General features: G+C 70.7%; 19 protein-coding genes and 1 pseudogene. 7 read left to right on the top strand and 13 right to left on the bottom strand.

Features of this window, described 5'->3' with window-relative positions; all coding sequences use genetic code 11:
• Nucleotides 1-3: 3 nt before the first annotated feature.
• Entirely contained in the window at nucleotides 4-1,059 is a 1,056-nt protein-coding gene (locus AB0J69_RS23020; protein ID WP_364120520.1) for a glucose 1-dehydrogenase, read from the bottom strand.
• 103 nt (nucleotides 1,060-1,162) lie between these two features.
• On the opposite strand from AB0J69_RS23020, the gene icmF reads away from it, so the two are divergent.
• Together icmF and tpx are read left to right on the top strand one after the other, a co-directional pair.
• The gene (gene icmF / locus AB0J69_RS23015; RefSeq protein WP_364120517.1) at nucleotides 1,163-4,354 is read left to right on the top strand and encodes a fused isobutyryl-CoA mutase/GTPase IcmF; all 3,192 of its coding nucleotides are present in this window, start codon (nucleotides 1,163-1,165) and stop codon (nucleotides 4,352-4,354) included.
• A 140-nt stretch (nucleotides 4,355-4,494) separates the two neighbouring features.
• Nucleotides 4,495-4,995 (top strand): thiol peroxidase, encoded by a 501-nt coding sequence (gene tpx, locus AB0J69_RS23010; protein WP_364120514.1) that lies wholly within the window; start codon nucleotides 4,495-4,497, stop codon nucleotides 4,993-4,995.
• Here the strand turns inward: tpx and AB0J69_RS23005 are convergent.
• Complete coding sequence (locus AB0J69_RS23005; protein ID WP_364120511.1) at nucleotides 4,965-5,876, bottom strand: TIGR03619 family F420-dependent LLM class oxidoreductase; 912 nt, start codon at nucleotides 5,874-5,876, stop codon at nucleotides 4,965-4,967. The two genes, tpx and AB0J69_RS23005, sit on opposite strands and share 31 nt — an antisense overlap.
• A 2-nt stretch (nucleotides 5,877-5,878) precedes the next feature.
• A complete protein-coding gene (locus tag AB0J69_RS23000) occupies nucleotides 5,879-6,682 on the bottom strand; it encodes an SAM-dependent methyltransferase (RefSeq protein WP_364120508.1) in 804 nt (267 codons plus the stop codon).
• Nucleotides 6,683-6,779: 97 nt separating this feature from the next.
• On the opposite strand from AB0J69_RS23000, the gene AB0J69_RS22995 reads away from it, so the two are divergent.
• On the top strand, nucleotides 6,780-7,526 hold the full coding sequence (locus tag AB0J69_RS22995) for a helical backbone metal receptor (RefSeq protein ID WP_364120505.1): 747 nt from the start codon (nucleotides 6,780-6,782) through the stop codon (nucleotides 7,524-7,526).
• A 6-nt stretch (nucleotides 7,527-7,532) separates the two neighbouring features.
• Here the strand turns inward: AB0J69_RS22995 and AB0J69_RS22990 are convergent, their stop codons facing one another.
• The 5 genes from AB0J69_RS22990 to AB0J69_RS22970 are packed head-to-tail and all read right to left on the bottom strand — an operon-like array spanning nucleotide 7,533 to nucleotide 12,781.
• Entirely contained in the window at nucleotides 7,533-8,690 is a 1,158-nt protein-coding gene (locus AB0J69_RS22990) for an ROK family transcriptional regulator (protein WP_364120502.1), read from the bottom strand.
• A gap of 3 nt (nucleotides 8,691-8,693) precedes the next feature.
• Nucleotides 8,694-9,539, bottom strand: a complete 846-nt coding sequence (locus AB0J69_RS22985) for a carbohydrate ABC transporter permease (protein WP_364120499.1) — start codon at nucleotides 9,537-9,539, stop codon at nucleotides 8,694-8,696.
• The gene (locus tag AB0J69_RS22980) at nucleotides 9,526-10,491 is read right to left on the bottom strand and encodes a sugar ABC transporter permease (RefSeq protein WP_364120496.1); all 966 of its coding nucleotides are present in this window, start codon (nucleotides 10,489-10,491) and stop codon (nucleotides 9,526-9,528) included. Before AB0J69_RS22980 ends, AB0J69_RS22985 begins: the two co-directional genes overlap by 14 nt.
• Nucleotides 10,488-11,861, bottom strand: a complete 1,374-nt coding sequence (locus AB0J69_RS22975) for an extracellular solute-binding protein (protein ID WP_364120493.1) — start codon at nucleotides 11,859-11,861, stop codon at nucleotides 10,488-10,490. Before AB0J69_RS22975 ends, AB0J69_RS22980 begins: the two co-directional genes overlap by 4 nt.
• A gap of 32 nt (nucleotides 11,862-11,893) precedes the next feature.
• Nucleotides 11,894-12,781, bottom strand: a complete 888-nt coding sequence (locus tag AB0J69_RS22970) for a sugar phosphate isomerase/epimerase family protein (protein ID WP_364120490.1) — start codon at nucleotides 12,779-12,781, stop codon at nucleotides 11,894-11,896.
• Nucleotides 12,782-12,894: 113 nt separating this feature from the next.
• Between AB0J69_RS22970 and AB0J69_RS22965 the strand changes: the two genes are divergently transcribed.
• Both AB0J69_RS22965 and AB0J69_RS22960 read left to right on the top strand, forming a co-directional pair.
• Nucleotides 12,895-13,923: a zinc-binding dehydrogenase gene (locus AB0J69_RS22965; protein WP_364120487.1), complete on the top strand. Its 1,029-nt coding sequence runs from the start codon at nucleotides 12,895-12,897 to the stop codon at nucleotides 13,921-13,923.
• Nucleotides 13,924-13,925: 2 nt separating this feature from the next.
• Nucleotides 13,926-14,711: a sugar phosphate isomerase/epimerase family protein gene (locus AB0J69_RS22960; protein ID WP_364120484.1), complete on the top strand. Its 786-nt coding sequence runs from the start codon at nucleotides 13,926-13,928 to the stop codon at nucleotides 14,709-14,711.
• Between the two features lie 1,184 nt (nucleotides 14,712-15,895).
• Here AB0J69_RS22960 and AB0J69_RS22955 read toward each other — a convergent pair.
• The 3 genes and pseudogenes from AB0J69_RS22955 to AB0J69_RS22945 form a co-directional block, all read right to left on the bottom strand.
• Nucleotides 15,896-16,999, bottom strand: a complete 1,104-nt coding sequence (locus tag AB0J69_RS22955) for a zinc-binding alcohol dehydrogenase (protein WP_364120481.1) — start codon at nucleotides 16,997-16,999, stop codon at nucleotides 15,896-15,898.
• On the bottom strand, nucleotides 16,992-17,483 hold the full coding sequence (locus AB0J69_RS22950; RefSeq protein WP_364120860.1) for a Gfo/Idh/MocA family oxidoreductase: 492 nt from the start codon (nucleotides 17,481-17,483) through the stop codon (nucleotides 16,992-16,994). The genes AB0J69_RS22955 and AB0J69_RS22950 overlap by 8 nt, the downstream gene beginning before the upstream one ends.
• A 150-nt stretch (nucleotides 17,484-17,633) precedes the next feature.
• Nucleotides 17,634-17,933, bottom strand: a pseudogene (locus tag AB0J69_RS22945) (Gfo/Idh/MocA family oxidoreductase); the annotation flags it as partial.
• A gap of 128 nt (nucleotides 17,934-18,061) precedes the next feature.
• Between AB0J69_RS22945 and AB0J69_RS22940 the strand changes: the two are divergent.
• Nucleotides 18,062-19,015 carry a glucosyl-3-phosphoglycerate synthase gene (locus tag AB0J69_RS22940; protein ID WP_364120857.1) on the top strand — a complete coding sequence of 318 codons (954 nt, stop codon included), beginning with the start codon at nucleotides 18,062-18,064 and terminating at the stop codon, nucleotides 19,013-19,015.
• A complete protein-coding gene (locus AB0J69_RS22935; RefSeq protein WP_364120478.1) occupies nucleotides 19,012-20,136 on the top strand; it encodes a glycosyltransferase in 1,125 nt (374 codons plus the stop codon). The genes AB0J69_RS22940 and AB0J69_RS22935 overlap by 4 nt, the downstream gene beginning before the upstream one ends.
• Here the strand turns inward: AB0J69_RS22935 and AB0J69_RS22930 are convergent.
• Both AB0J69_RS22930 and AB0J69_RS22925 read right to left on the bottom strand, forming a co-directional pair.
• The gene (locus AB0J69_RS22930) at nucleotides 20,125-22,467 is read right to left on the bottom strand and encodes an FtsX-like permease family protein (RefSeq protein WP_364120854.1); all 2,343 of its coding nucleotides are present in this window, start codon (nucleotides 22,465-22,467) and stop codon (nucleotides 20,125-20,127) included. The genes AB0J69_RS22935 and AB0J69_RS22930 overlap by 12 nt on opposite strands.
• On the bottom strand, nucleotides 22,467-23,198 hold the full coding sequence (locus tag AB0J69_RS22925; protein WP_364120475.1) for an ABC transporter ATP-binding protein: 732 nt from the start codon (nucleotides 23,196-23,198) through the stop codon (nucleotides 22,467-22,469). The genes AB0J69_RS22930 and AB0J69_RS22925 overlap by 1 nt, the downstream gene beginning before the upstream one ends.
• Between the last annotated feature and the right edge of the window lie 85 nt (nucleotides 23,199-23,283).

Below are 23,283 nucleotides of genomic sequence, written 5' to 3'. Positions count from 1 at the left end.
AGGCTACGCCGTGAGGTCGATGACCGCCTTGACGTCGTCGTCGGCGGGTTCGAAGACCTCCGGGGCGCGCGACAGCGGCACCCGCCGCGTGATCAGCCGCTCCAGCCACCCCGGGTCCGCCTCGGCCAACGCCGCCGCGGCGGCGCGGAAGTGGCGCAGGTTGCCGTTGACCGTCCCGAAGACCACGTCGTTCTCCAGCACGATGTCCCGGTTGATCACCCCGGCGTCCACCCGGTGCGTCCGCCCGCCGGGCGAGAGCCCGCACAGGCAGAGGATCCCCGCGGGGGACGTGGTGGTCATGGCGTCGATGACGAGTTGCCCCGCCCCCGTGCACTCGATGATGATGTCCGGCTTGGCGTCGTGGAACGCCTCCAGCGTCGAGGACGAGTGGTAGGTCCCGCCCAGCTCCTCCACCAGCCGCGACTTGAGCCCCGGAGCCGGGGACCGGTCGAGGACGTGCACCTCCAGCCCGCGCTGCCGCCCGAGCAGCGCCGCCAGCAGCCCGATCGGCCCGGCGCCGGTGATCAGCAGCCTGCGCGGCTCGAACCAGGCCCGCGAGCCGATCCGCTCGATCTGCTCCCACGCCTTGGCCACCACCGACGTGGGCTCGACCAGCATGCCGACACTCTCCAGCGAGGGGTCCAGCCGTACGGCGTAGCCGGCTTCGACGGTCCAGCGCTCGCTGGCGTACCCGTCGATCTCCTTGATGCCGCGCTCGGTGTAGCGGCCGTTGCGGCACATGTCGAACTCGCCCCGCGCGCACGCCCCGCACGGCTCGGGGTCCGGCCGGCGTACGACGCCGACGACCAGGTTCCCGGGCGAGAACGCGGAGCCCTCCGGCGCCTCCAGCACCCGGCCGAGCGACTCGTGCCCGATGACCATGCGTTCCCTGCCGGGCGGCGGCCAGCCGTACTCGGCCCGGTCCAGCTCGCGGTCGGTCCCGCAGATGCCCACGGCCAGCCCCTGGACGAGCAGCTCGCCCTGGCCCGGTCGCGGGTCGGGCACTTCCTCCACGTCGAGCGAGCCCTTCCTGCCCGGCACGAACGTCAGCGCGCGCATCGGCGTCACCCCCTGGGAGTGCCTCTACCCCGGACGTCGTTGGGAAATAGTAGGACGTCCTAGTATCTTCATAGATGTAGCCTCCACGAAGGAGTGATCAGGCGTGCACGTCCCGGTTCACCCAGTCCGCTTCGTGACCGCCGCGGCCCTGTTCGACGGGCATGACGCGGCGATCAACATCATGCGGCGAATCCTCCAGTCCCAGGGGGCCGAGGTCATCCACCTCGGGCACAACCGTTCGGTGGACGAGATCGTCACCGCCGCCATCCAGGAGGACGTCCAGGGGGTGGCGATCAGCTCCTACCAGGGCGGGCATGTCGAGTTCTTCTCCTACCTGGTCGACCTGCTGCGGGAGCGCGGCGCGGGCCACGTCAAGGTGTACGGCGGCGGCGGGGGCGTGATCGTCCCCGAGGAGATCGAGCTGCTGCACTCGCGTGGCGTCACGCGCATCTTCTCGCCCGAGGACGGCCAGCGGTTCGGCCTGCCCGGCATGATCAACAAGCTCATCGAGGAGTGTGACGTCGAGCTGGGCGACCCTCCGTCGGTGGAGGCCGTGGTGTCCGGCGACCAGACCGCGCTGGCCCGCGCGATCACGCTCATCGAGTCGGGCCGCGCCCCCGAGGAGCTGGTGGCGGGGCTGACGGGGGCTACGGAGCGGCGTGCTCCGGTGCTCGGCATCACCGGTACGGGCGGCTCCGGCAAGTCCTCGCTCACCGACGAGCTGGTCCGCAGGTTCCGCGTGGACAACGACGACAAGCTGCGCATCGCGATCATCGCCATCGACCCCACCCGCAGGCGCGGTGGCGGCGCGCTGCTCGGCGACCGCATCAGGATGAACAGCCTGGGCCCCCAGACCTACTTCCGCTCCCTGGCCACCAGGGGCGCGGCCAACGAGGTGCCCGCCTGCCTCGACGACGTGATCACCGTCTGCCGGGCCGCCGGATACGACCTGGTGATCGTGGAGACGCCCGGCATCGGCCAGGGCGACGCGGGCATCGTGCCCCACGTGGACGTGCCCATCTACGTGATGACGCCCGAGTTCGGGGCGGCCTCCCAGCTCGAGAAGATCGACATGCTGGACTTCGCCGAGGCCGTGGTGATCAACAAGTACGAGCGTCGCGGCGCGGAGGACGCCCTGCGCGACGTGCGCCGCCAGCTCGTACGCAACCGCGAGGCCTTCGGCGCCGCACCCGACGACATGCCGGTCTTCGGCACCATCGCCGCCCGCTACAACGACGCCGGCGTCACCGCCCTCTACCAGCACCTCAAGCCCCTGCTCCGGATCGGCGACGGTCCCGGGCTGCTGCCCCGGGTCGAGGGCCGCACCTCGAAGGCGTCGGAGGCCATCGTCCCGCCCGCGCGGGTGCGCTACCTGGCCGACATCGCCGAGACCGTGCGGGCGTACCACGCCGAGACGCTCGCCCAGGCCGAGGTGGCCCGCCGCCGCCAGCAGCTCGCCGCCGTACGCGACCTGCTGAGCGAGGAGGGCGCGCGGGAGACCGAGCGGGTCGAGGGCGAGCTGTCCGACGAGAGCCGCGCGCTGCTGGACGGCTGGCCCGCCGTCAAGGAGCGCTACACCGCCGACGAGCTGGTCGTGAAGGTACGCGACCGCGAGATCCACACCCCGCTCTGGCGCGAGACGCTCTCCGGCAACCGCATCCCCAGGGTGGCGCTGCCCCGCTACACCGACCACGGCGACCTGCTGCGCTTCCTGCGCGGCGAGAACCTGCCCGGCATGTTCCCGTTCACCGCCGGCGTGTTCCCCTTCAAGCGCGACGACGAGGACCCGACCCGGATGTTCGCCGGCGAGGGCGACCCGTTCCGCACCAACAGGCGCTTCAAGCTGCTGTCCGAGGGTCAGCCCGCGACCAGGCTGTCGACCGCGTTCGACTCGGTGACGCTGTACGGCAACGACCCCGACCTGCGGCCCGACATCTACGGGAAGGTCGGCACCTCGGGGGTCTCGATCGCCACGCTCGACGACATGAAGGTGCTCTACGACGGGTTCGACCTGGCGGCGCCCAACACGTCGGTGTCGATGACGATCAACGGCCCGGCCCCCACGATCCTCGCCTTCTACCTCAACGCCGCCATCGACCAGGCCAGGGATCGTTTCCGCGGCGAGCACGGCCGCGACCCCGACGAGGGCGAGGACCGCGAGCTGCGGGCCCGCACGCTCGCCACGGTGAGGGGCACGGTGCAGGCCGACATCCTCAAGGAGGACCAGGGCCAGAACACGTGCATCTTCTCCACCGAGTTCTCCTTGAGGATGATGGCCGACATCCAGGAGTGGTTCATCCAGAACGGGGTCAGGAACTTCTACTCGGTGTCGATCTCCGGCTATCACATCGCCGAGGCCGGGGCCAACCCGATCAGCCAGCTCGCCTTCACGCTGGCCAACGGCTTCACGTACGTGGAGGCGTACCTGGCCAGGGGCATGAAGATCGACGACTTCGCGCCGAACCTGTCGTTCTTCTTCTCCAACGGCATGGACCCCGAGTACAGCGTGCTCGGCCGGGTGGCCCGGCGCATCTGGGCGGTGGCGATGCGCGAGCGCTACGGCGCCGGCGAGCGCTCGCAGAAGCTGAAATACCACATCCAGACCTCGGGCCGGTCCCTGCACGCCCAGGAGATGAACTTCAACGACATCCGCACCACCCTGCAGGCCCTGATCGCGATCTACGACAACTGCAACAGCCTGCACACCAACGCCTTCGACGAGGCCGTGACGACGCCCTCGGCCGACTCGGTGCGCCGGGCCATGGCCATCCAGCTGATCATCAACCGCGAATGGGGCCTGGCCAGGAACGAGAACCCGCTGCAGGGCTCGTTCATCGTGGAGGAGCTCACGGACCTGGTGGAGGAGGCGGTGCTGAGCGAGTTCGAGCGGCTGTCGGACCGGGGCGGCGTCCTGGGCGCGATGGAGACCGGCTACCAGCGCGGCAAGATCCAGGACGAGTCCATGCTGTACGAGATGCGCAAGCACGACGGCTCGCTGCCCATCGTCGGCGTGAACACGTTCCGCAACCCGCGCGGCGAAAACGAGGCCGACCCGCACAAGCTGGAGCTGGCCAGGGGCACGGAGGAGGAGAAGCGCTCGCAGCTCGACCGCCTGCGCGCCTTCCACGAGCGCAACCGCTCCGAGGCTCCCGCCCAGCTCGCCCGGCTGCGTGACGTGGCGATGTCGGAGGGGAACGCGTTCGCGGTGCTGATGGAGGCGGCCCGCGTCTGCTCGCTCGGCCAGATCACCGACGCGCTGTTCGAGGCGGGCGGCCAGTACCGCCGCAACGTCTGACACCGGGGCCCACGTGACGCTCGCGACGCGGGCTCGCGCGATGCCGGCGCCCAGCCCGGCGCCTGTGCCGTGATCGGCGCCGGAGGGTGGCGCCGATAGGATCACGGTTCTGGGGACGAGATCGTTATCAGGAGGCTTTCATGTCCGACGTCACCTTCAAGGGTAATCCGATCACCGTGGCCGGCACCTTCCCGAAGCCGGGCGACGCCGCGCCCGCGTTCCGGCTGGTGGGCGGCGACCTCGCCGAGCGCTCGCTCGACGACTTCGGCCAGAAGACCAAGGTGCTCAACATCTTCCCGAGCGTCGACACCGGCGTCTGCGCGGCCTCGGTGCGCCGCTTCAACCAGGTGGCCGGTGAGCACCCCGACGTGGCCGTGCTCTGCGTGTCGGCCGACCTGCCCTTCGCCCAGAAGCGGTTCTGCGGCGCCGAGGGGCTCGACAACGTGACCATGCTCTCGCTCATGCGGGGCCGCGAGTTCCTCGCCGACTACGGCGTGGCGCAGGAGTCGGGGCCGCTGGCGGGGCTGGCCGCGCGCGCGGTCGTCGTGATCGACGGCGACAACAACGTGGTCTACTCCGAGCTGGTGCCGGAGATCACGCAGGAGCCCGACTACGAGGGCGCGCTGGCCGCGCTCAAGTAGCCGGCGAACTCTCCCGCCAGCTCCAGCAGGTGCTGATCGCTCGTGGCGGTGTGCTGGAGGTCCAGGATGATCTCGTGGACCCCGGCCTCCGCCGCGCCGGCCAGGTAGGCGGCGATCTCGGCGACCGTGCCGCTCCTCGGCGGGGTGCCGCGGTCGGTGACGATCGGGTTGGAGCGCAGGATCATGCGCAGGGCGGCCGGGTCGCGGCCGGCCTCCTCCGCCGTGCGGCACACGGTCTGCCACATCGAGGTGAGTGCGGGGACCGGCAGCGTCGCCGTCAGCCAGCCGTCGGCCCGGCGGCCGACGCGGCGCAGCGCGGCCGGCGAGAACCCGGCCAGATAGAGCGGCGGCCGACGGGCCGGCTTGGGCTCGATGTGGCTGGGGGCGATCGTCCACAGCTCGTGCTCGAACGCGACCGGATCGGTCGTCCAGATGGCCTCCAGCGCGTCGAGCGTGGCGTCGTAGCGCCGCGCCCGGTCCTTCCACGGCACGCCGGCGGCGGCGTATTCGTCGGAGGACCAGCCGAGCCCGAGGCCGGCGTCGAGCCGCCCGCCGCTGAGGTGGTCGATCGTGGTGAGCGAGCGGGCCAGGACCGCCGGGGGATACCAGCAGGCGTTGAGCGCGCTGGTGCCCAGGCGTACGGAGGAGGTCACCGAGGCGGCCACCGACAGCACCGCGAACGGGTCGAGGAACACCCGGTGCGCCTCGGGGATGCGGCCGTCACCGCCCGGATAGGGGTCGCTGGGCCGCAGCGGGGTCAGCAGCCGGTCGCCCGCCCACAGGCTGTGGAAGCCCATCGCCTCGGCCTCGCGCGCCACCCGCAACACGCTGGCCAGCGCGGCGAACCTGCCGTATTGCGGCACGGCCAGCCCGATCTCCATGCTCAGCCCTTCCTGCCCACGCCGCACAGGATCAGCGACGACTCAGGGGCGTCGACGAAGTCGATCACGTCGGCCTGCTCGGGCCGCCACTCGGGCAGCCACACCAGGCCGGGGTCCACCAGCTCGAACCCCTCGAACAACTCCATGATCCTGTCACGCCCGCGCAGCGTGAGGGGAGCACTGGCACTCCGGTAGACCTCGGTGCCCCGGTTCACGGCGGCGGCGCGGGCGTCGCTCGTGCCGTGGGACATGACCAGGTAGCTGCCGGGGGCCAGGGCGTCGCGCAGGGTTGCGATGATCTCGCCGGGCGCGTCGGACTCGGCGATGAAGTGCATGATCGCCACCAGCAGCACGCCGACCGGCCGGCTGAAGTCGAGGGACTCCTGCACGTCGGGGTGCTTGAGGATCTCGCCGGGCCTGCGGAGGTCGCCCTCGACCACGGTCGTGCCGCCCTGGCCCGCCAGCAGCGCCCTGGCGTGCACCAGCACCACGGGGTCGCGGTCGACATAGACCACCCTGGCGTCGGGAACGACCTTCCCGGCCACCTCGTGCACGTTGCCCTGGGTGGGCAGGCCGGTGCCGATGTCGAGGAACTGCGTGATGCCGGCCTCCGCCAGGTGGCGCACCGCCCGGCCGAGGAACGCCCGGTTCGCCCGGGCCGCCGCGCGTAACTCGGGGGCCACCTTCAGGATCTTCTCGGCGGCCTCGCGATCGGCCGGGAAGTTGTCCTTGCCGCCGAGGTAGTAGTCGTAGAGCCTGGCGACGCTCGGCACCCGCGGATCGAAGCCTGGTGACTCACGCTTCAACCGTCATCCCCCGATCACGAGTCAAACGATCTTTGCCTGGAGTCTACGGACCCGCACCGACATTCGGCCACCGGGCCCGTGGATCTAGGCTGCTGTTGTGGATGACACCGGCGTGGCCGTGAAGATTCCCGGGACCGTGCGGCGGATCGTGTCCCTGGTGCCGTCGCTGACGGAGTCGGTGGCGGCGACCGTGCCGGAGGCGCTGGTCGGGGCGACCGTCTGGTGCTCGCATCCGGCGGACCTCGACGTCGTCAGGGTCAGGGGCACCAAGAACCCCGACCTCGACGCGATCAGGCGGCTGAGGCCCGACGTCGTGCTGGCCAACGCCGAGGAGAACCGCGCGCCCGACATCGAGGAGCTGCGCAGGTCGGGCGTGCCGGTGTGGGTCACGAAGATCGAGACGGTGGCGGAGTCGTTCACGTCGCTGGAGCGCATGTTCGCCCTGGCCTGCCGCACCGATCCGCCCGCCTGGCTGGCCGAGGCGCGGCAGGCGTGGCGCGCGCCCTACGAGGGCCCGCGCAGGACGGCGATCATCCCGATCTGGCGCCGCCCGTGGATGGTGGTGGGCCGCGACACGTTCACCGGCGACGTGCTCAGGCGCCTCGGCGTGGACAACCTGTACGCCGGCCACGCGGAGCGCTACCCCAAGATCCCGCTCGCCGAGCTGGCCGGGCGGGAGCCCGACCTCGTGGTTTTGCCCGACGAGCCCTATGCCTTCAGCGCGACGGACGGCCCGGAGTCGTTCCCCGGCCTCACCTGCGCCCTGGTCAGCGGTCGCCTGCTCACGTGGTACGGCCCCTCGCTCGTGGACGCGCCCGCCCTCCTGCGCCGGGCCCTGGGCTGACCGGCGTCAGCTCACCGCGTCGGTCTTGGCCGCCAGGGCGGCGTCCACGGCGGTGGGGGAGAGCACGTGCTCCATCACGATCACCGCCATCCCGACGATCCCCGCCCGGTCGCCCAGCGAGCTGGTGACGATCTCCAGGTTCCGGGTCGTGTACGGCAGGCTGCGCCGGTAGACGATCTCCCTGATGCCCGTCAGGTAGTGCTCCCTGGTCGCCGCCATGTCCCCGGCCAGCACCAGCACGCCGGGGTTGAGCAGGCTGACCGCCGTGGCCAGCACGACGCCCAGCGTGCGCCCGGCCTCCTGGACGCGGGCGATGGCCTCCGGGTCGCCCGCCTGCACCAGGCGGACCACGTCGCGGCTGGACGCCTGGCCCAGGTCGCCGGCCAGGGCGTGGCCGCTGGCCAGCGAGGCCACGCAGCCGCGCGAGCCGCACGTGCAGACCCGGTCGTCGGTCTCCCGCAGCCGCACATGCCCGATATTTCCGGCGGCCTCCTCGACGCCACGATAAATCTGCCCATCGAGGACGATGCCGGTCCCGATCCCGGTGGACACCTTGATGAGGACCAGCGAGTCGGTGTCCCGCCAGAACGACCACCACTCGCCCAGCGCCATCGCGTTGGCGTCGTTCTCCACCAGGATGGGCACGTCGTACGTCTCCGCGATCGCCTCGCCCACCGGATGGTCGTCCCACCCCGGCATCAGGAACGACCTGATCACCCGCCCGGTGGTGTGGTCCACCGAGCCGGGCAGGTCCAGGCCGATCCCGCACACCTCGTCGGCCGGCCGCCCCGCCCGGTCCAGCATCCGCTGGAACGCCTGCCGCACCCACGACAGCACCGCCTCGGGCCCGAGCTCGATCCGCATCTCGGTGCTCTCCTCGGCCATCGGCCGTGCGGCCAGGTCGGTGAGCGCCACCCGCGCGTGGGTGGCGCCCAGGTCGGCCACCAGCATCAGGCGCCTGCCGGCGTCCACGTCGAGCACCGAGGGCGGTCGCCCGCCCCCGGACGCGCCCACGCCGGACTCGTGGATGTAACCGGCGTCGATGAGCCGGTCGACCCGGTCGGTGATGGTGGACCGGGACAGGCCGGTGTACTCGATCAGTTCTTTGCGCGTACGGCAGGAGCCATTGCGGATGAGCTGGAGGATCTGCCCCGCCGTCAGCATGGTCTATCCCTTCTCCGCTCCCGCGGTGAGGCCCTCCGTCAGCAGGCGCTCGCTGGCGAAGAACACGATCACGATGGGCAGCGTGAGCACCACCGAACCTGCCATCAGGACCGTCGTCGGGATCTCGATGCTCCCCGCCAGCTGAGAGAGCCCCAGGGACACCGTCCAGTTCTCCCGCCTCTCCACCAGGAAGAGCAGGGCGAACAGGAACTCGTTCCACGCGATCATGAACGCGTAGAGGCCGGTGGCCATCAGCGCCGGCTTGGACAGCGGCAGCACCACGCGCCAGATGGTCGACAACCTCGTGCACCCGTCGATCGCGGCCGCTTCCTCCACGCTTTGCGGCACGGTCTCGAAGTAGTTGCGGAGCATGTATACCGTGACAGGCACCGTTTGCGCGATATACACGAGGATCAATCCGATTAGGGACCCCCGCAGCCCGATCATCGTGAAGAGCACGAAGAGCGGGATGGCCAGCACGATCGCCGGGAACAGGTAGACCGCCAGGAACAGGAAATGCACCTGACGCCGGCCGAAGAAGCGCAGCCGCGCGACCGCGTACGCGCCCGGGATCGAGATCAGCAGCGTGAACGCCACCGAGGCGACCGCGATGATCGCGCTGTTCTTGAGGAAGGTCAGGAAGCCCTGCCTGGTCAGCACGTTCACGTAGGTGTCCAGGGTGAAGCTGCGCGGCCAGAGCGAGCCGGGTTCGAGGATGAGCTCCTGGATGTCGCGTACCGACAACATCACCATGTAGAAGAACGGGAACGCGGTGATCAGGAAGAGGAACGCGATCACCAGCGGCTTGAGCACCTTGAGCAGTCCGCGCTCGAACCTATCTCTGCTCATGCTCACCTCCGGCGAAGAACCTGAGGTAGACGGCCAGGAAGACGACCAGGAAGATCGCCAGGACGATCGCCTGCGCCGCCGCCGCGCCGATGTCGTCGCGCGAGGTCAGGAAGTTGTAGACGCGCACGCTGACCACCTCGGTGCCGGCCCCGCCGCCGGTCAGCAGGTAGACGTCGTCGAACTTGGTGAAGGTGAACACGAAGCGCAGCACCGACAGCAGGGCGATGATCCGCCAGAGCTGCGGCATGATCACGTACCTGAACCGCTGGGTGGGCGTGGCGCCGTCCACCACCGCGGCCTCGTCCAGCTCCGCGGGCAGCGCCTGCAGCCGGGCCAGGATGAACAGGAACGCGAACGGGAAATACCGCCACGCCTCGAACGCGATCACCGTGAGCAGTGCAACCGGCACCTGCATGCCCAGGAACTCGCCCCTGGCCTGGGTGAGGAACGCGACCGGCTCGCGCAGCCAGGTGTTGACGATGCCGTACTGCGGGTTGAGCATCGTCTCCCACAGGAACGCCACGGCCACCACGGGAGCCACGTACGGGATCAGGATCGAGGCCCTGACCAGCGTCCGCCCCTTGAACCTGTCGCGCAGCGCCAGCGCCGTCACCAGCCCGATCACGATCGACAGCGCCGTCCCCGCGACGGTGTAGACGAGCGTGTTGACCAGCGACGTCCAGAAGCCCGGCTCGGACATCACGTACGTGAAGTTCTCCAGCGTGTAGTGCCCGAAGACTCCCACCCGCCGGATGTTGATCAGCCGCGCGTCCTGGAACGCCAGCATGATCGCCCACAGGAGCGGCAGCACCACCACGACCAGCGTGATGATCAGCGTCGGCGAGATGAGCGCCAGCCCGGCCCGCCCCTCCTGCTCCCGCAGCGTCCGGCCGCGCTTCTTCTCACGGTGCCGCGGCGGTGGCGCCGGGGGCCGGGTGCGGGTGGCGGTCACTGCCGGATCCCGCGTTTGATGGACTCCACGTCCGTCTTGGCCTGCGCGGCGGCGGCCTGCGGGGTCAGCGACCCGTCGACGACCATGCTCAGCGCCTTGGGCACGGGCAGCTCGCCCATCGTGGCGCCGACCAGCTTGCCCTGCCCCTGCGGGATGCCCCACCTGGCGAAGGTGTCGGGGCTCTTGCGCAGGGCCTCGAGCACGTCGGCCGGGTAGACGTCGGCCAGCGGCTTCTTGGAGTCGACCCCGGCGGGCAGCTTGTTCCACTTGTCCTCGAAGCCCTTGCGGGTCGGGAACTTGCCCTCCGGTGCCATCCCGATCCATCGCTCGTAGCCCTCGTTCATCATGTAGGAGACGAACTTGGTCGCCGGGTCGGCGGCGGCGTCACGGGTGATCGCCCAGGAGACGATCTCGCCGTACTGCGCGGGGGCGCTCCCGTCGGGGCCCTTCAGCGCCGTGACCACGCCGGTGTTCTTGGCCAGCCACTCGGGGTCCGCGCGGCACTCCTGGCAGCTCGGCAGCGCGTCCTTACGCAGCCCCGCCATCTCGTCGAGGATGAACGACGACCAGATCATCATGGCCGCCTTCCCCGAGAAGTAGGTGGCCCTGGTGGAGTCGACGTCCTGTTTGCCCTTGACGGAGTAGTCCTTCGCCAGCTTCGCGTAGAACTCGAAGGCTCTCGCGCACTGTGGTGAGTCAAGGGCGACATTTCCGGAATTGTCGACCAGCTGGCACCCATTCGCCTGCGCCACGTGCTCGAAGCTCTGCGCGGTGAACGAGTCCTTCGGCGCGATCGCGAGCGTGATGCCGGCCACCCCGCCCGTGTTGAGCTTGGCGGCCGCCGCCTCCAGCGCCTCGTACGTGTCCGGCGGGCGCAGCCCGGCCTTGTCGAACAGGTCCTTGCGGTACAGCAGGAGCTGCGCCCACCCGTCGCTGGGCACGGCCAGCAGCTTCCCGTCGGCGGTGTTGAGCTCCAGCGCCCGCGCCGAGAACGAGTCCCGGCCGAGCTGATCCACGATCTTGCCCGGCGTCTCGGTGTCGAGCAGGTCGTTGGCCTCCAGCTCCCGGATGGACGCCAGCGGCAGCGCGCCGATCACGTCGGGCAGGTCGTCCGCCGCGGCGGCAGCCGTGATGGTCTGGCTGAACTGGTCCTCGGCCACGCCGACCAGCTTCACCTTGATCCCGGTCTTCTGGGTGAACTCGGCGACGATCGTGTTCTGCACGGCCATCCGGTCCTCGAGGTTCTCTTCGGTCCAGACCGTGATCTCGTTGCTCGTGGACGACTGTTCGCCACCGCCGTCACCGCAGGCCGCCAGGGAGGCGGCGGCCAGCAGTGCGACGGAGAGGACGGCGGTTACCTTCGTCGGCATGGCACGCTCCTCTGATTGGGGATATGCCGCCCTTACCCCTGGATCAGATGGCGCAACGTGCGGTAGGCGATACCGAGACCGGTCTGTACTCTCTCCGTGCTGCCGCTCCACACGGGATCCTCATGCTCCACCGAGACCACTCCGTCGTATCCGCCCTCGTAGAGCGCGTCGATCACCGCGGTCCAGTCCACCTGGCCGAGGCCGGGCACGCGGAAGCGGTACCAGCCCTTCTCGCCGCTGACGGGGCCGTAGAAGCCGTACCGGTCGATCTTGCCCGGCAGGAACTGGGTGTCCTTGGCCTGGACGTGCGCGATGTTCGGGATGTACGGGGTCAGCGCCGCGACCGGATCGATCCCGAGCGCCACCAGGTGTGAGGGGTCGTAGTTGAGCTTGAGCCCCAGCGTGAACATCCACTCCCACAGCTCGGGGGAGTAGGCCAGGTTGCCCGGATAGCCATCGGGATGCCAGCTTTTCATCACGCAGTTCTCAATGACGATCTTGACCCCCCGTTCCGTGGCGTACTCGACGAGCGGACCGAGGACATCCGTGGCCCGCTTCAGGTTCTCGCGCACCGGCAGGCCCGGGTCGCGGCCCACGAACGTGCCGACCGTGGGGCAGCCGAGCGCGGCAGCCGCGTCCACACAGGCCCTCACGTGCGCGTTCACCTGCGGCCCTTCGTGAGGGTGAAGATTGTTCTCGTAGTACGCGATCGAGGAAAGCGTCAGTCCGGTCTCCGCGAAGATTCGCCCGACTCGATCACATTCGGCGTCGTCGAAACGATCTACTCTGATGTGATTTCGGTCATCCGAAGACGGCCAACCCGCGACTTCCAGGGCCTCGAAGCCCTGGTTCGCCGCCCAATGCGCTATGTCGGTAAGGTCGCTTTCCGGAAGACACGCTGTCAGAAACCCCAATTTCATCAGTCACCTCCGACGGAAGTCGTAGACTTACGAGTGTTACCAGCGCAACTATCGTGTGCAAACAAGTACTAAATCTTTGACTTTTGTTTGATCAAAAAGCGTAAGTGTGGGGAATGCGCGTCATCACCTTCGAAGAGCCAGGCCATGTCCGCGTCAGCCTGGAGTCGCCCGCCGATCTCGGCCCGGGCACAGTGCGGGTTCGCACTCTCTATTCAGGAGTCTCAGCGGGCACCGAACTCACCGCCTATCGCGGGACCAATCCATACCTCAATCGCAAATGGGACACCGAGCGTCGGCTCTTCGTCGAGGGCCAGACCCATGCGTACCCGCTCGCGGGCTGGGGCTACCAAGAGGTCGGCGAGGTGGTGGAGGCCGCGCCCGATGTGGCCGATCCGCCGGTCGGCAGCCTGGTGTGGGGCATCTGGGGCCACCGCGCCGAGGCCGTCGTCCCGGCGGACAAGCTCGTCGGCCACGTCCTGCCCCCCGGCGCCGACCCCCTGACCGGGGTCTTCGCCCGCGTGGGCGCCATCGCGCTCAACGCGGTCCACGCCGCGGACGTGCACCTGGGCGACCAGGTCGCGATCTTCGGCCAGGGCGTCATCGGGCTGCTCGCCACCCGCCTGGCCGTGCTCAGCGGCGCCCGGGTGGTCGCCGCCGACTCCATCCCCGACCGGCTGGAGCTGGCCAGGAGGTTCGGCGCGGCCGAGACGTTCGACGTGGCCTCCGGCTCGGTGGCCGAGTTCATGCGCAAGCGCGTCGAGGGCGCCGACACCGCCATCGAGCTCAGCGGCAGCCACCTCGGCCTGCACGAGGCGATCAGGACCGTCCGCAAGGGCGGCCGGGTCGTGGCGGCCGGGTTCTACCAGGGCGACGGCATCGGGCTGCGGCTCGGTGAGGAGTTCCACCACAACCAGGTCCAGCTCGTCTCCTCCCAGATCGGCGGCGTCGCCTCCTGGCTGGCGCACCGGTGGGACGTCGAGCGCCTGCAGCGCACCTTCATGGAGCTCGTGCACCGCGGAGAGATCGACGCGGGTGAGCTCATCACCCACGTCATGCCCGTGGACCGGGCCGCCGACGCCTTCGACCTGCTCGACAAGCACCAGTCCGAGGTGCTCCAGCTCGTCTTCGAATTTGAGGAGTGACTGTGAAGCTCGCCGTACAGGAGCAGCTTCTGCCTGGCCGCAGCCTGCAGGAAAAGTTCTCGTTCGCGCTCGACGCCGGGTTCGACGCCATCGAGCTGCGCGGGAAGGGTGATTTCCACTTCGCCGGCCGGCTGACCGAGCTCAAGCGCGCGCTGGCCGACGGCGTGGTGATGCCGACGGTGTGCGTGGACATGCCCCACTTCATCGGCGACTTCGACCCGGCCAAGCGCAAGGACGCCATCCAGCAGCTCAGGTCGCAGCTCACGGTGATCGCCGAGCTCGGCGGCATCGGCGTCATGACCCCGGCCTCCTGGGGCCAGTTCTCGCGCCGGCTCCCGCCGTTCGAGCCCCCGCGCAGCCCCGAGGAGGACCGCGAGGTGCTGACCGAGGCGCTGGGCATCCTCGGCGAGCACGCGCACCGCAACGGCGTGCTGATCATGCTGGAGCCGCTCAACCGCTACGAGAACCACATGGTCAACTCGCTCGCCGAGGCGGTCTCCTACTGCGCCATGGACTCGATCAGGGTCGTCGGCGACACCTACCACATGAACATCGAGGAGGACGACCCCTGCCGCTCCCTGGTGGACGCGGCCCCCTACATCGCGCACATGCAGATCAGCGAGTCCAACAGGAACCAGCCGGGCACCGGTCACCTCGACTGGGGCGCGCAGCTGGCCACCCTGGACGCCGTCGGGTACGAGGGCTACCTCGCCCTCGAATGCCGCCTGCGTGGCGAGCCCGAGATCGTCCTTCCCCAAACAGCGGCCTTCATCAGGAAATATCTATGATCCTTCGCGACGCCGTGCGCGTCCTAGTGAGCAACTGGGATGGCGCTTACACGGTTCCCTCCCGTCGCCTGTACCCCCACCAGTGGAGCTGGGACTCCGCCTTCATCGCGATCGGCAACGCCCGCTGGTCGCCGCGTAGGGCCAGGTCGGAGCTGCTCACACTGTTCGGTGCCCAGTGGGGTGACGGCAGGGTGCCGCACATCGTGTTCAACCCGGCGGTGCCGGAGGGCGCCTACTTCCCCGGGCCCGAGTTCTGGCGGACGCGGGCGCCGTCCGGGGTCCAGACCTCCGGCATCGTCCAGCCCCCGGTGCACGCGCTGGCCGCGTGGCGGACGCACCTGGCCGAGCCCGATCCCGCTTTCCTGCGCCGGATCTACCCCCGGCTGGTGGCGCAGCAGGAGTTCCTGCGCGCGGCCCGGCGCTCCCCCGAGGGGCTGATCTCGATCGTGCACCCCTGGGAGTCGGGCATGGACAACAGCCCGGCCTGGGACGCGCCGCTGCGGGAGGTGAAGACGGGGGCGGCCGGTTTCGTCCGCAGGGACCTCGAGACGGTCAGCGCCGACGAGCGGCCCACCGATCGCGACTACGAGCTCTACATCGAGCTCGCCCAGGCATATCGCGACTCCGGCTACCAGGAGCCTGGCGCGTTCCAGGTCGAGGACCCGCTGTTCAACGCCGCGTACGGGCTCGCGGAAGTGACGCTGGCCAAGATCGCCGAGGTGTGCGGGCTGGACCCCGAGCCGCACGAGCGCGAGGCCGCCGCGATCACCCTCGCCATGGTCGAGCACCTCTTCGACGGCCGCCTCTTCCAGGCCCGCGACGTGCACACGGGTGCGCTGATCCGCTCCAGCAGCGCGGCCGGGCTGACGCCGCTCGTGCTGCCCGGCCTGCCGGCCGAGGTGGCCGACGCGCTGATCACGACCGCGCTCGACCGGTTCGGGCTCAAGGACATGGTGCTGCCCAGCTACGCCCCGGACGCGGCCGAGTTCGACCCGGCCCGCTACTGGCGGGGCCCGAGCTGGATCAACCTGAGCTGGCTGGTCTGGCACGGGCTCCAGGACCGCCGCCCCGACCTGGCCAGACCGCTCGCCGACGCGATGATGCGCGCGGTGTGCCTGTCGGGCTTCCGGGAATACTTCAACCCGCTCACGCTGCGCGGTCACGGCTGCCGGGACTTCAGCTGGTCAGCCGCCCTCATCCTCGACCTGGTCGCAGAGCACAGCCTGAACGGTCTGAAGCCGTCCGGTCGCGAGGCCGGTCAGGAAACGTGGAGCCTCTGCAAAACCGATGACGTCGGTGATCACGTGCTCGCGTAGCGGCCCGCCGCGCTCCCTGAGCAGGTTGATCGTCTCGTGCGAGAGCCGCTCCCTGTCCCAGGCGTGCGCCAGGCCGCGCGGCACCCGGCCGATCTGGGCACACCGCACCGTCAGGCCGTTGTGGTGGAACTCCTCGCCGAGCCGCACCTCCTGGGCGCCCTGCGTGTAGAAGGCCAGGTCCACCAGCGTGCCCTGGGGGCGCAGCAGCCGCAGCCCGAGCGCCAGCGCCCGGGCCTGGCCGCGGCACTGGAAGACCACGTCGGCGCCGCGGTCGCCGGGACCGTGGCGCCAGCGGCGCTTGAGGGTGACGGCCGGGTCGTCGTCGGCGGCCAGCACGTTCGCGCCGAGCGCCTCGGCGATCGCGAGCCTGGCCGGGGTCTCGTCCACGACGACGACCTCGGCGGCGCCGCTGGACAGGGCGAAGCAGGCCGTCAGCAGCCCGACCACGCCCGCGCCCACGACCGCCACCCGTCGCCCGCGCACGCCGTCGCCCAGCTGCCCCACGGCCGGGCCGTGCAGGTCGTGGGCCGCGTGCAGGAGGCCGTTGGCGCAGATCGGGCCCATGTGGGCGACGTAGATGCCGAGCATGGGGTCGAGGTCGTCCGGCAGCTCCACGAACCTGTCCGCCATCGGGTCGGCCACGTACGCCGTGCGGTGGCCGTAGCACATCGCGACCAGCGCGCCCTCCCGTACGGCCCGGGTCCGCGTCTCGACCACCAGGCCGACCTGCATGTAGCCGATGCCGCGCACCGGATAGGACACCGACGGCTCGCCCTCCATGAACAGGCCGAGCGCCGGGTCCCAGGTCGCGCCGAGGTAGGGGTTGGTGCCCTTGACGTAGGTCAGCTCGGTGCCGGCCGAGACGCCGCTGTGCGTGGTCGCCACCATGAACCCGCCGTCGGGCACGTCGGGCAGCTTCTCCTCGACCAGGCACACTTCACCCGGCCCCTCGATGCTCAGGATCTCAGTCATCCAGCGTCACCGGCCTCCGTTCGGCGGCAGAGCGTGCGAGCGCCAGCGCCAGGCGGTGGGTGCGCAGCGCCTCCCTGTACGGTACGCGGACGTCGGCCGGCTTGCCCTGCACCGCGTTGATGAACTCCCGGTCCACCCGCGTCTTCGCCTGACCGTCGTCCTCGACCACCCGCTCGCCGTCCACGACCAGCCGCGTCTCGCTGAGCTCCAGCGCGATCCCGTCGGCGCACACCTCCAGCCCCACCCGGTGCTTGTGGGCGAGCAGGCAGGAGGTGGCCAGCAGCCCGGCCGCGCCGCCGGCGAAGCGCAGCACCGCGGCCGTGGCCCGGTCCACCTCACCGTCCACGCTGTTGTCGGCGGGTACCGCGTGCACCATGGACACCTCGCCCACCAGGAGCCGCGCCAGGTCCAGCACGTGGACCGCCTGCTCCACGATCTGGCCGCCGGACCGGCTCGCGTCCAGCCACCAGCCGACCGGGGGCACCTTGTCCAGCCAGTGGCCGAGTGCGAGGCGTACCGGGCGGCCGGCCAGCAGGTCGCGGGCATGTTTGGCGATGTCGAGATAACGCCAATGGTGTCCGACGGCGGAGGGCAGGGATCTCCGCTCGATTTCGGACGCGATCCTTTCTGCGGTTTGGAGGTCAAGAGAAAGGGGTTTTTCCACGAAAATCGGGAGATTGCACGACAGAACATCATGTTCCGCGTTACCGTGCGCGAAAGGAGGCACACAGACGTAGACAGCATCGAGACCGCCGGCACTGAGCAGGTCGGCATGGCCGCCGTAGGCGGGGGTGCCATGCTTCGAGGCCAGCGCCTCGGCCCTGTGGGGATCGGTGTCGGCGATTCCAGCGATCGTGACATCGGGGAAACTGGACAGGACGTCGGCATGGCGAGCGGCGACATTTCCGGCACCCACGATGCCGACACGGGTCATTGGGGACACAACCCGGCATATGCCACTTCTGGGCTGAATCAAACAAACATGTTCAGGAGCCTATAGATCGGGCAGAAGCTGGGACCTCATGAGATCGGGGCTGATGCATGGAGACAGATTTGCGAGCCTTGGCCAGGGTCCAGGAGTGGTACGGCCCGCACTCGAGCACGGCAGCCGAGTGGCCGGTGGACGCCTTAATGATGGCCAAGGGAAACACCACGGTAAGCGTTGTCCTGCCCGCTCGTGACGAAGAGCGCACCGTAGGCGACATCGTCACCGTGATCCGCCGGGACCTCGTCGAGCGCAGCAGACTCGTCGACGAGATCCTCGTGGTCGACTCCAACTCCACCGACGCCACCGCGGATCGGGCCCGGGAGGCGGGCGCGCGCGTGGTGGCGCAGGACGAGGTGCTCTCGGGCCTGCCGCCACTCACGGGCAAGGGCGAGGCGTTGTGGAAGGGGCTGGCCGCTTCCAAGGGTGACATCGTCGCCTTCGTCGACGCGGACCTGCGCAGCTTCGGCGCGCACTACGTGTCGGGCCTGGTGGGACCACTGCTGGTGAACGGCGACACACATTTCGTCAAGGCAACCTACGAACGGCCCTACACCGGGGCGGACGGCGTCATCCAGCGCGGTGGCGGCGGGCGCGTGACCGAGCTGGTGGCCAGGCCGTTGCTCAATATGTTCTGGCCGGAACTCGCCGGCTTCGCCCAACCGCTCGGCGGCGAGTACGCCGCCCGGCGCGAGGTGCTCGAACAGGTGCCCTTCGTCACCGAGTACGGCGTGGAGTTCGGGCTCCTCGTCGACCTCCTCCAGCTCATCGGGCTGGACGCGATGGCCCAGGTGGACCTGGGACACCGCACGCACACTCATCAGTCGATGGCCGCGCTCGGCCGGATGGCCGGGCAGATCATGCTCACCGCCTGGTCCCGCCTGGAGCGCCAGGGCCGCGTGCTGGCGTCGGAACCCCCGTCCCACACGCTGCTGCAGTACGGGCTCGAAGGGCAGGCCGACCTGGTGGACGTGGCCGTGGCGGAGCGACCTCCGCTCGCGTCCCTCGTACTTGAGGAGGACGTGGCATGAAAGTCCTGGTGAACGCGGGGCCCTGGCTCGCGGTCCCGCCCTCCGGCTACGGCGGGATCGAGAACGTGGTGGCCACGCTGGTGCCCGCGCTGCGCGAGCGCGGCGTGAGCGTGGTGCTGGCCACCGTCGGCTCCAGCACGCTCGAGGTGGACGAGCTGATCAGCGCGTACGCCGCCGAGCAGTTCGCGGAGCTGCAGAAGCCGTACAACCAGGTGATGGGCATCGCGCACGCGCACCTGGCCCGGGTGGTGGCCGAGCTGCGCCGGCGCGACGACATCGACCTGGTCCACGACCACGTGGAAGTGGTCGGCCCGGCGGTGCTGTCGGCGTACGGCGGGCCGCCCGTCCTGCACACCCTGCACTGGGACCTGCACAAGCACCCGGCCTTCTACGGCGCGTTCCCGTCCTCCATCGCGGTCAACGGCGTCTCGGAGTCGCAGCTCGTCCGCGCCCCCGAGGCCCTGCGGGCGGCCGCGCTCGGGGCCGTCCACCTGGCCAGCCCGCTGGCGGACCGCGACCTGCGCACGGACCAGGGCGACCATCTGGTGGTCATGGGCCGCATCTGCGGGCTCAAGGGCCAGCACGTGGCGGCCCGGATCTGCCAGAAGCTCGGCCTGCCGCTGGTCCTGGCCGGCCCGGTGAGCGGCCGCAACACCCCCGCCGAGCTGGACGTCGTCGCCCAGGACCCGTACCACCCGCTGCACAGCCACCCCGACGTGCGCTACCACCTCGACCAGGTGGCCCGCTATCTCGACGGGGAGCTGGTCCGGTGGGTGGGGGCGGTGGGCGGCGACGCCAGGGACCACCTGTACGCCTCGGCCCGCGCGGCGCTCTTCCCCATCCAGTGGGACGAGCCGGGCGGCACGGCCGTCGTGGAGGCGCTGGCGCTCGGGGTGCCCCCGGTGGGCCTGCGCCGCGGCTGCCTCCCGGAGATCATCGACCACGGCCGCACGGGCTTCCTCGCCGACACCGAGGAGGAGCTGGCCGAGTGGGTGCTGCGGGTGCACGAGCTGGACCCGGAGGAGTGCCGCCGTGAGGCCCGCCGCCGCTTCTCGCCGTCGGTGATGGCCGACCGGTACCTGGATCTGTACGAGCAGGTCATCCGGGGGTCAGGCGGCTGAGACGGCGTCCGCTGGGCGGGCCCTGAGGGCCAGGCGGGCGGGCAGGGACGTGGACAGCAGGGCCAGTCCCGCCGCCGCCGCGATCACCAGACCGTACGCCACCGGCGGCACGTACGGCGTGGCCGAGCCCGTCATCCCCGCCCCGAACGCCGCCAGCGTCACCAGGGCGATCGCCGTGCCCGCCACCGCGGCGGTCAGGACCGCGCAGAGCGTCTCCAGGCGCAGCATGCGCAGGACCTGCCGCCGGGTGGTGCCCGCCAGCCGGAGCACGGCCAGCTCCCTGGTCCGGCCCGACGTGGCCATGGCCAGCGTGTTGACCACGGCGATCGCGGTGAAGGCGATGATCAGGCCGAGCGCCACGAACGTGACCTGCGGGTTGGCGGCGGCCACCTCGGCGGCCTCGGCGCGGTCCAGGACCGGCGCGACCGCGCCCAGGTCGGCCTTCGTGAGCGTGGGCGCCGACACCAGCAGGGTGCCCGCGGGGTCGTCCACGTGGTCGGCGACGAGCTCGTACGGCAGCGTCACGTCGCCGAAGCCCAGGCCGCGGGAGTAGACGGCGGCCACCTTCAGCGTGGCGGGGGTCCCGTCGCCCAGCGTGAGGCTCACCCGGTCACCGGGTGCGAGGCCGAGGTGGCCGGCGGCGGTGCCGCTGAGCGCGACCGAGCCCGCGCCGAACCCGTCCATCGAGCCGCCGACGATCCCCAGGTCCATCGTGCGGGGGTCGTAGGTGACGGCCTGCGCGCCGTACTTGTCCAGGCCGACCCGGATCGACGTGCGCAGCACCTGCGTGACGGCCTCGACGCCGGGGATGCGGCGGACCTGCTCGGCGGAGGCACCCGGCAGCACGTAGCCGGCGCGGGTGCCGGCGTCGGCCTGCTCCTGCGCGGCGTGGCCCATCGTGGTCTGGGTGAACAGGATCGTGCACGTCATCGCGACCATCAGGGTGAGCGGCGACAGCAGGGAGGCCAGCGACTTGGGCGTGGCGCGCAGGTTCCGGGCGGCCAGGAAGCCGCTGGCGCCGGCGGCCCGCAGCGGGATCAGCCGCGCCGCCCTGGCGACCAGCGGGCCGAGCACGGTCATGGCGACCGTCCAGACCAGCGCGGTCAGCATGGTCACCGGCGTGGCCGCGGCCTCGGTGTCCAGCCCGGACAGGACCAGCGTGAGCACCACGCCGCCGGCGACCAGCACCGGCCCGGCCACCAGCCGCCACCACGGCAGCCGCCCGCCGTCGAGCGCGGCCTCGCCGAGCGCCTCGACCGGCCGGATCCGGGTCAGGCGGCGGGCCGAGACGCGGGCCGCGATCCAGGCCGCGCCCACCGCGGCGACCAGCGCCAGCAGCGGCGGGAACGGGCTCACGACCAGGCCCAGGTTCGCCGGGGTCGCGCCCAGCGCCACGAACGTGGCGTGCAGCCACAGGCCGAGCCCGAGGCCGGCCGCCGCGCCGGGCACCCCGGCCAGCACGCCGACCAGCAGCGCCTCGCCGCCGACCAGCTTGCGCACCTGCCCCGGCGTGGCGGCCACGGCGCGCAGCATCGCCAGCTCGCGGTGGCGCTGCTGGATCGACAGGGCGAACGTGCCCACCACGACGAGGATCGCCACCAGCAGCGAGGTGCCGGCCAGCGCGCCTCCCATGCTGATCAGCTGGACCCGCGCCTGCTCCGCGTCCAGGAACTCCAGCGTGCCGCGCGCCTCGCCGGTGTACAGCACGGCTCCTTGGGGCGCGCGGGACAGGCCGGGGAAGACTCCGGCGGCGCTGACCCGGCCGGGGTGCCCGGCCAGGCGGCGGGCCTGGGCGGTGCTGAAGAACACGGTGTCCTGGCTGGGCAGGGCCTGCGCGGTGACGCCCACGACCCGGTAGCCGCGCAGCCGAGACCCGACCTCCAGCCCGGCGCGGGCGTCCACCACCACCTCGCCGGCGACCCGCGGCTCGCGTCCCCGCTCGATCGTGAACGGGGTGAGCGCGGCCGACTCCCAGCCGTGCCCGGTGTACTCCCCGAACGGGAAGGTCACCTCGGTGACCACCTTCGACACGCCGGGCGTGCGCCGGAGGGTCTCGACGACGGTCCCGGGCAGCCAGGCGCGCTCCGACAGCGGCTTGGCCTTGGTCTTGGTCTCGCCGTCGCCCTTGTCGACGGTCTCGCGGACGTACTGGTCGGCGGCCACGATCGCGGGGGCGCCCGCGTACCGCTCGGGGGCGACCGTGCCGCGCAGCCCCGTCTCCAGCAGCATCAGGCACGCGCACATGAGCGCGGCGGCGCACAGCAGCGCCACGAAGGCCCCGGCGAACGCGCCCTTGCGGTTCCTCAGCGTCTTCAACGCGAACGCCATCATCACTTCCACGCTCCCAGCCCGGTCATCCGCCCGGCCACCTTCTCCGCGGTCGGGCCGGTCATGGCGTCCACGATCCGGCCGTCGGCCAGGAACAGCACGGTGTCGGCGTACGAGGCCGCCACCGGGTCGTGTGTCACCATCACCACGGTCTGGCCGAGCCCGTCCACCACCTCGCGCAGCAGCCGCAGCACGTCCCTGGCGGTCATGGTGTCCAGCGCGCCGGTCGGCTCGTCGCCGAAGACCACCTCGGGGGCGGTGATCAGCGCCCTGGCGATGGCCACCCGCTGCTGCTGGCCGCCGGACAGCTGCGCGGGCCGGTGCCCGGCGCGGCCGTCCAGGCCCACCCGGCGCAGGATCTCCGCCAGCCGGCCCGGCTCCACGCGGACGCCGGACAGGCGGAGGGGCAGGGTGACGTTCTCGACCACGTCGAGCGCGGAGATCAGGTTGAACGCCTGGAAGACGAAGCCGACGCGCTGCCTGCGCAGCTCGGTGAGCTCGGTCTCGCCCATCCCGGACAGCTCGGTCCCGCCGAGGCGCACCGAGCCGGACGACGGCACGTCCAGCCCCGCCGCGCAGTGCAGGAACGTGCTCTTGCCCGAGCCCGACGGGCCCATCACGGCGGTGAAGGAGCCGCGGGGGATGCCCACCGACACCTCGCGCAGGGCCGCCACCGCGCCCTGACCCTTCCCGTACACCTTGCTCACGGCGTCCAACCGGACTGCGTCTGTCATGTCTCCAAGCGTGCCGACCAGCGGGTACGCGCCCCAGAGACGCCGTCACCGGTGACCCATGACGTCATCATGATCTGGACACTGG

The organism is Nonomuraea sp. NPDC049709 (assembly GCF_040674815.1).
GTDB lineage: Bacteria > Actinomycetota > Actinomycetes > Streptosporangiales > Streptosporangiaceae > Nonomuraea.
Note: the sequence above shows the minus strand (reverse complement) of the source record. Positions and strands in the feature narration are given on the sequence as shown.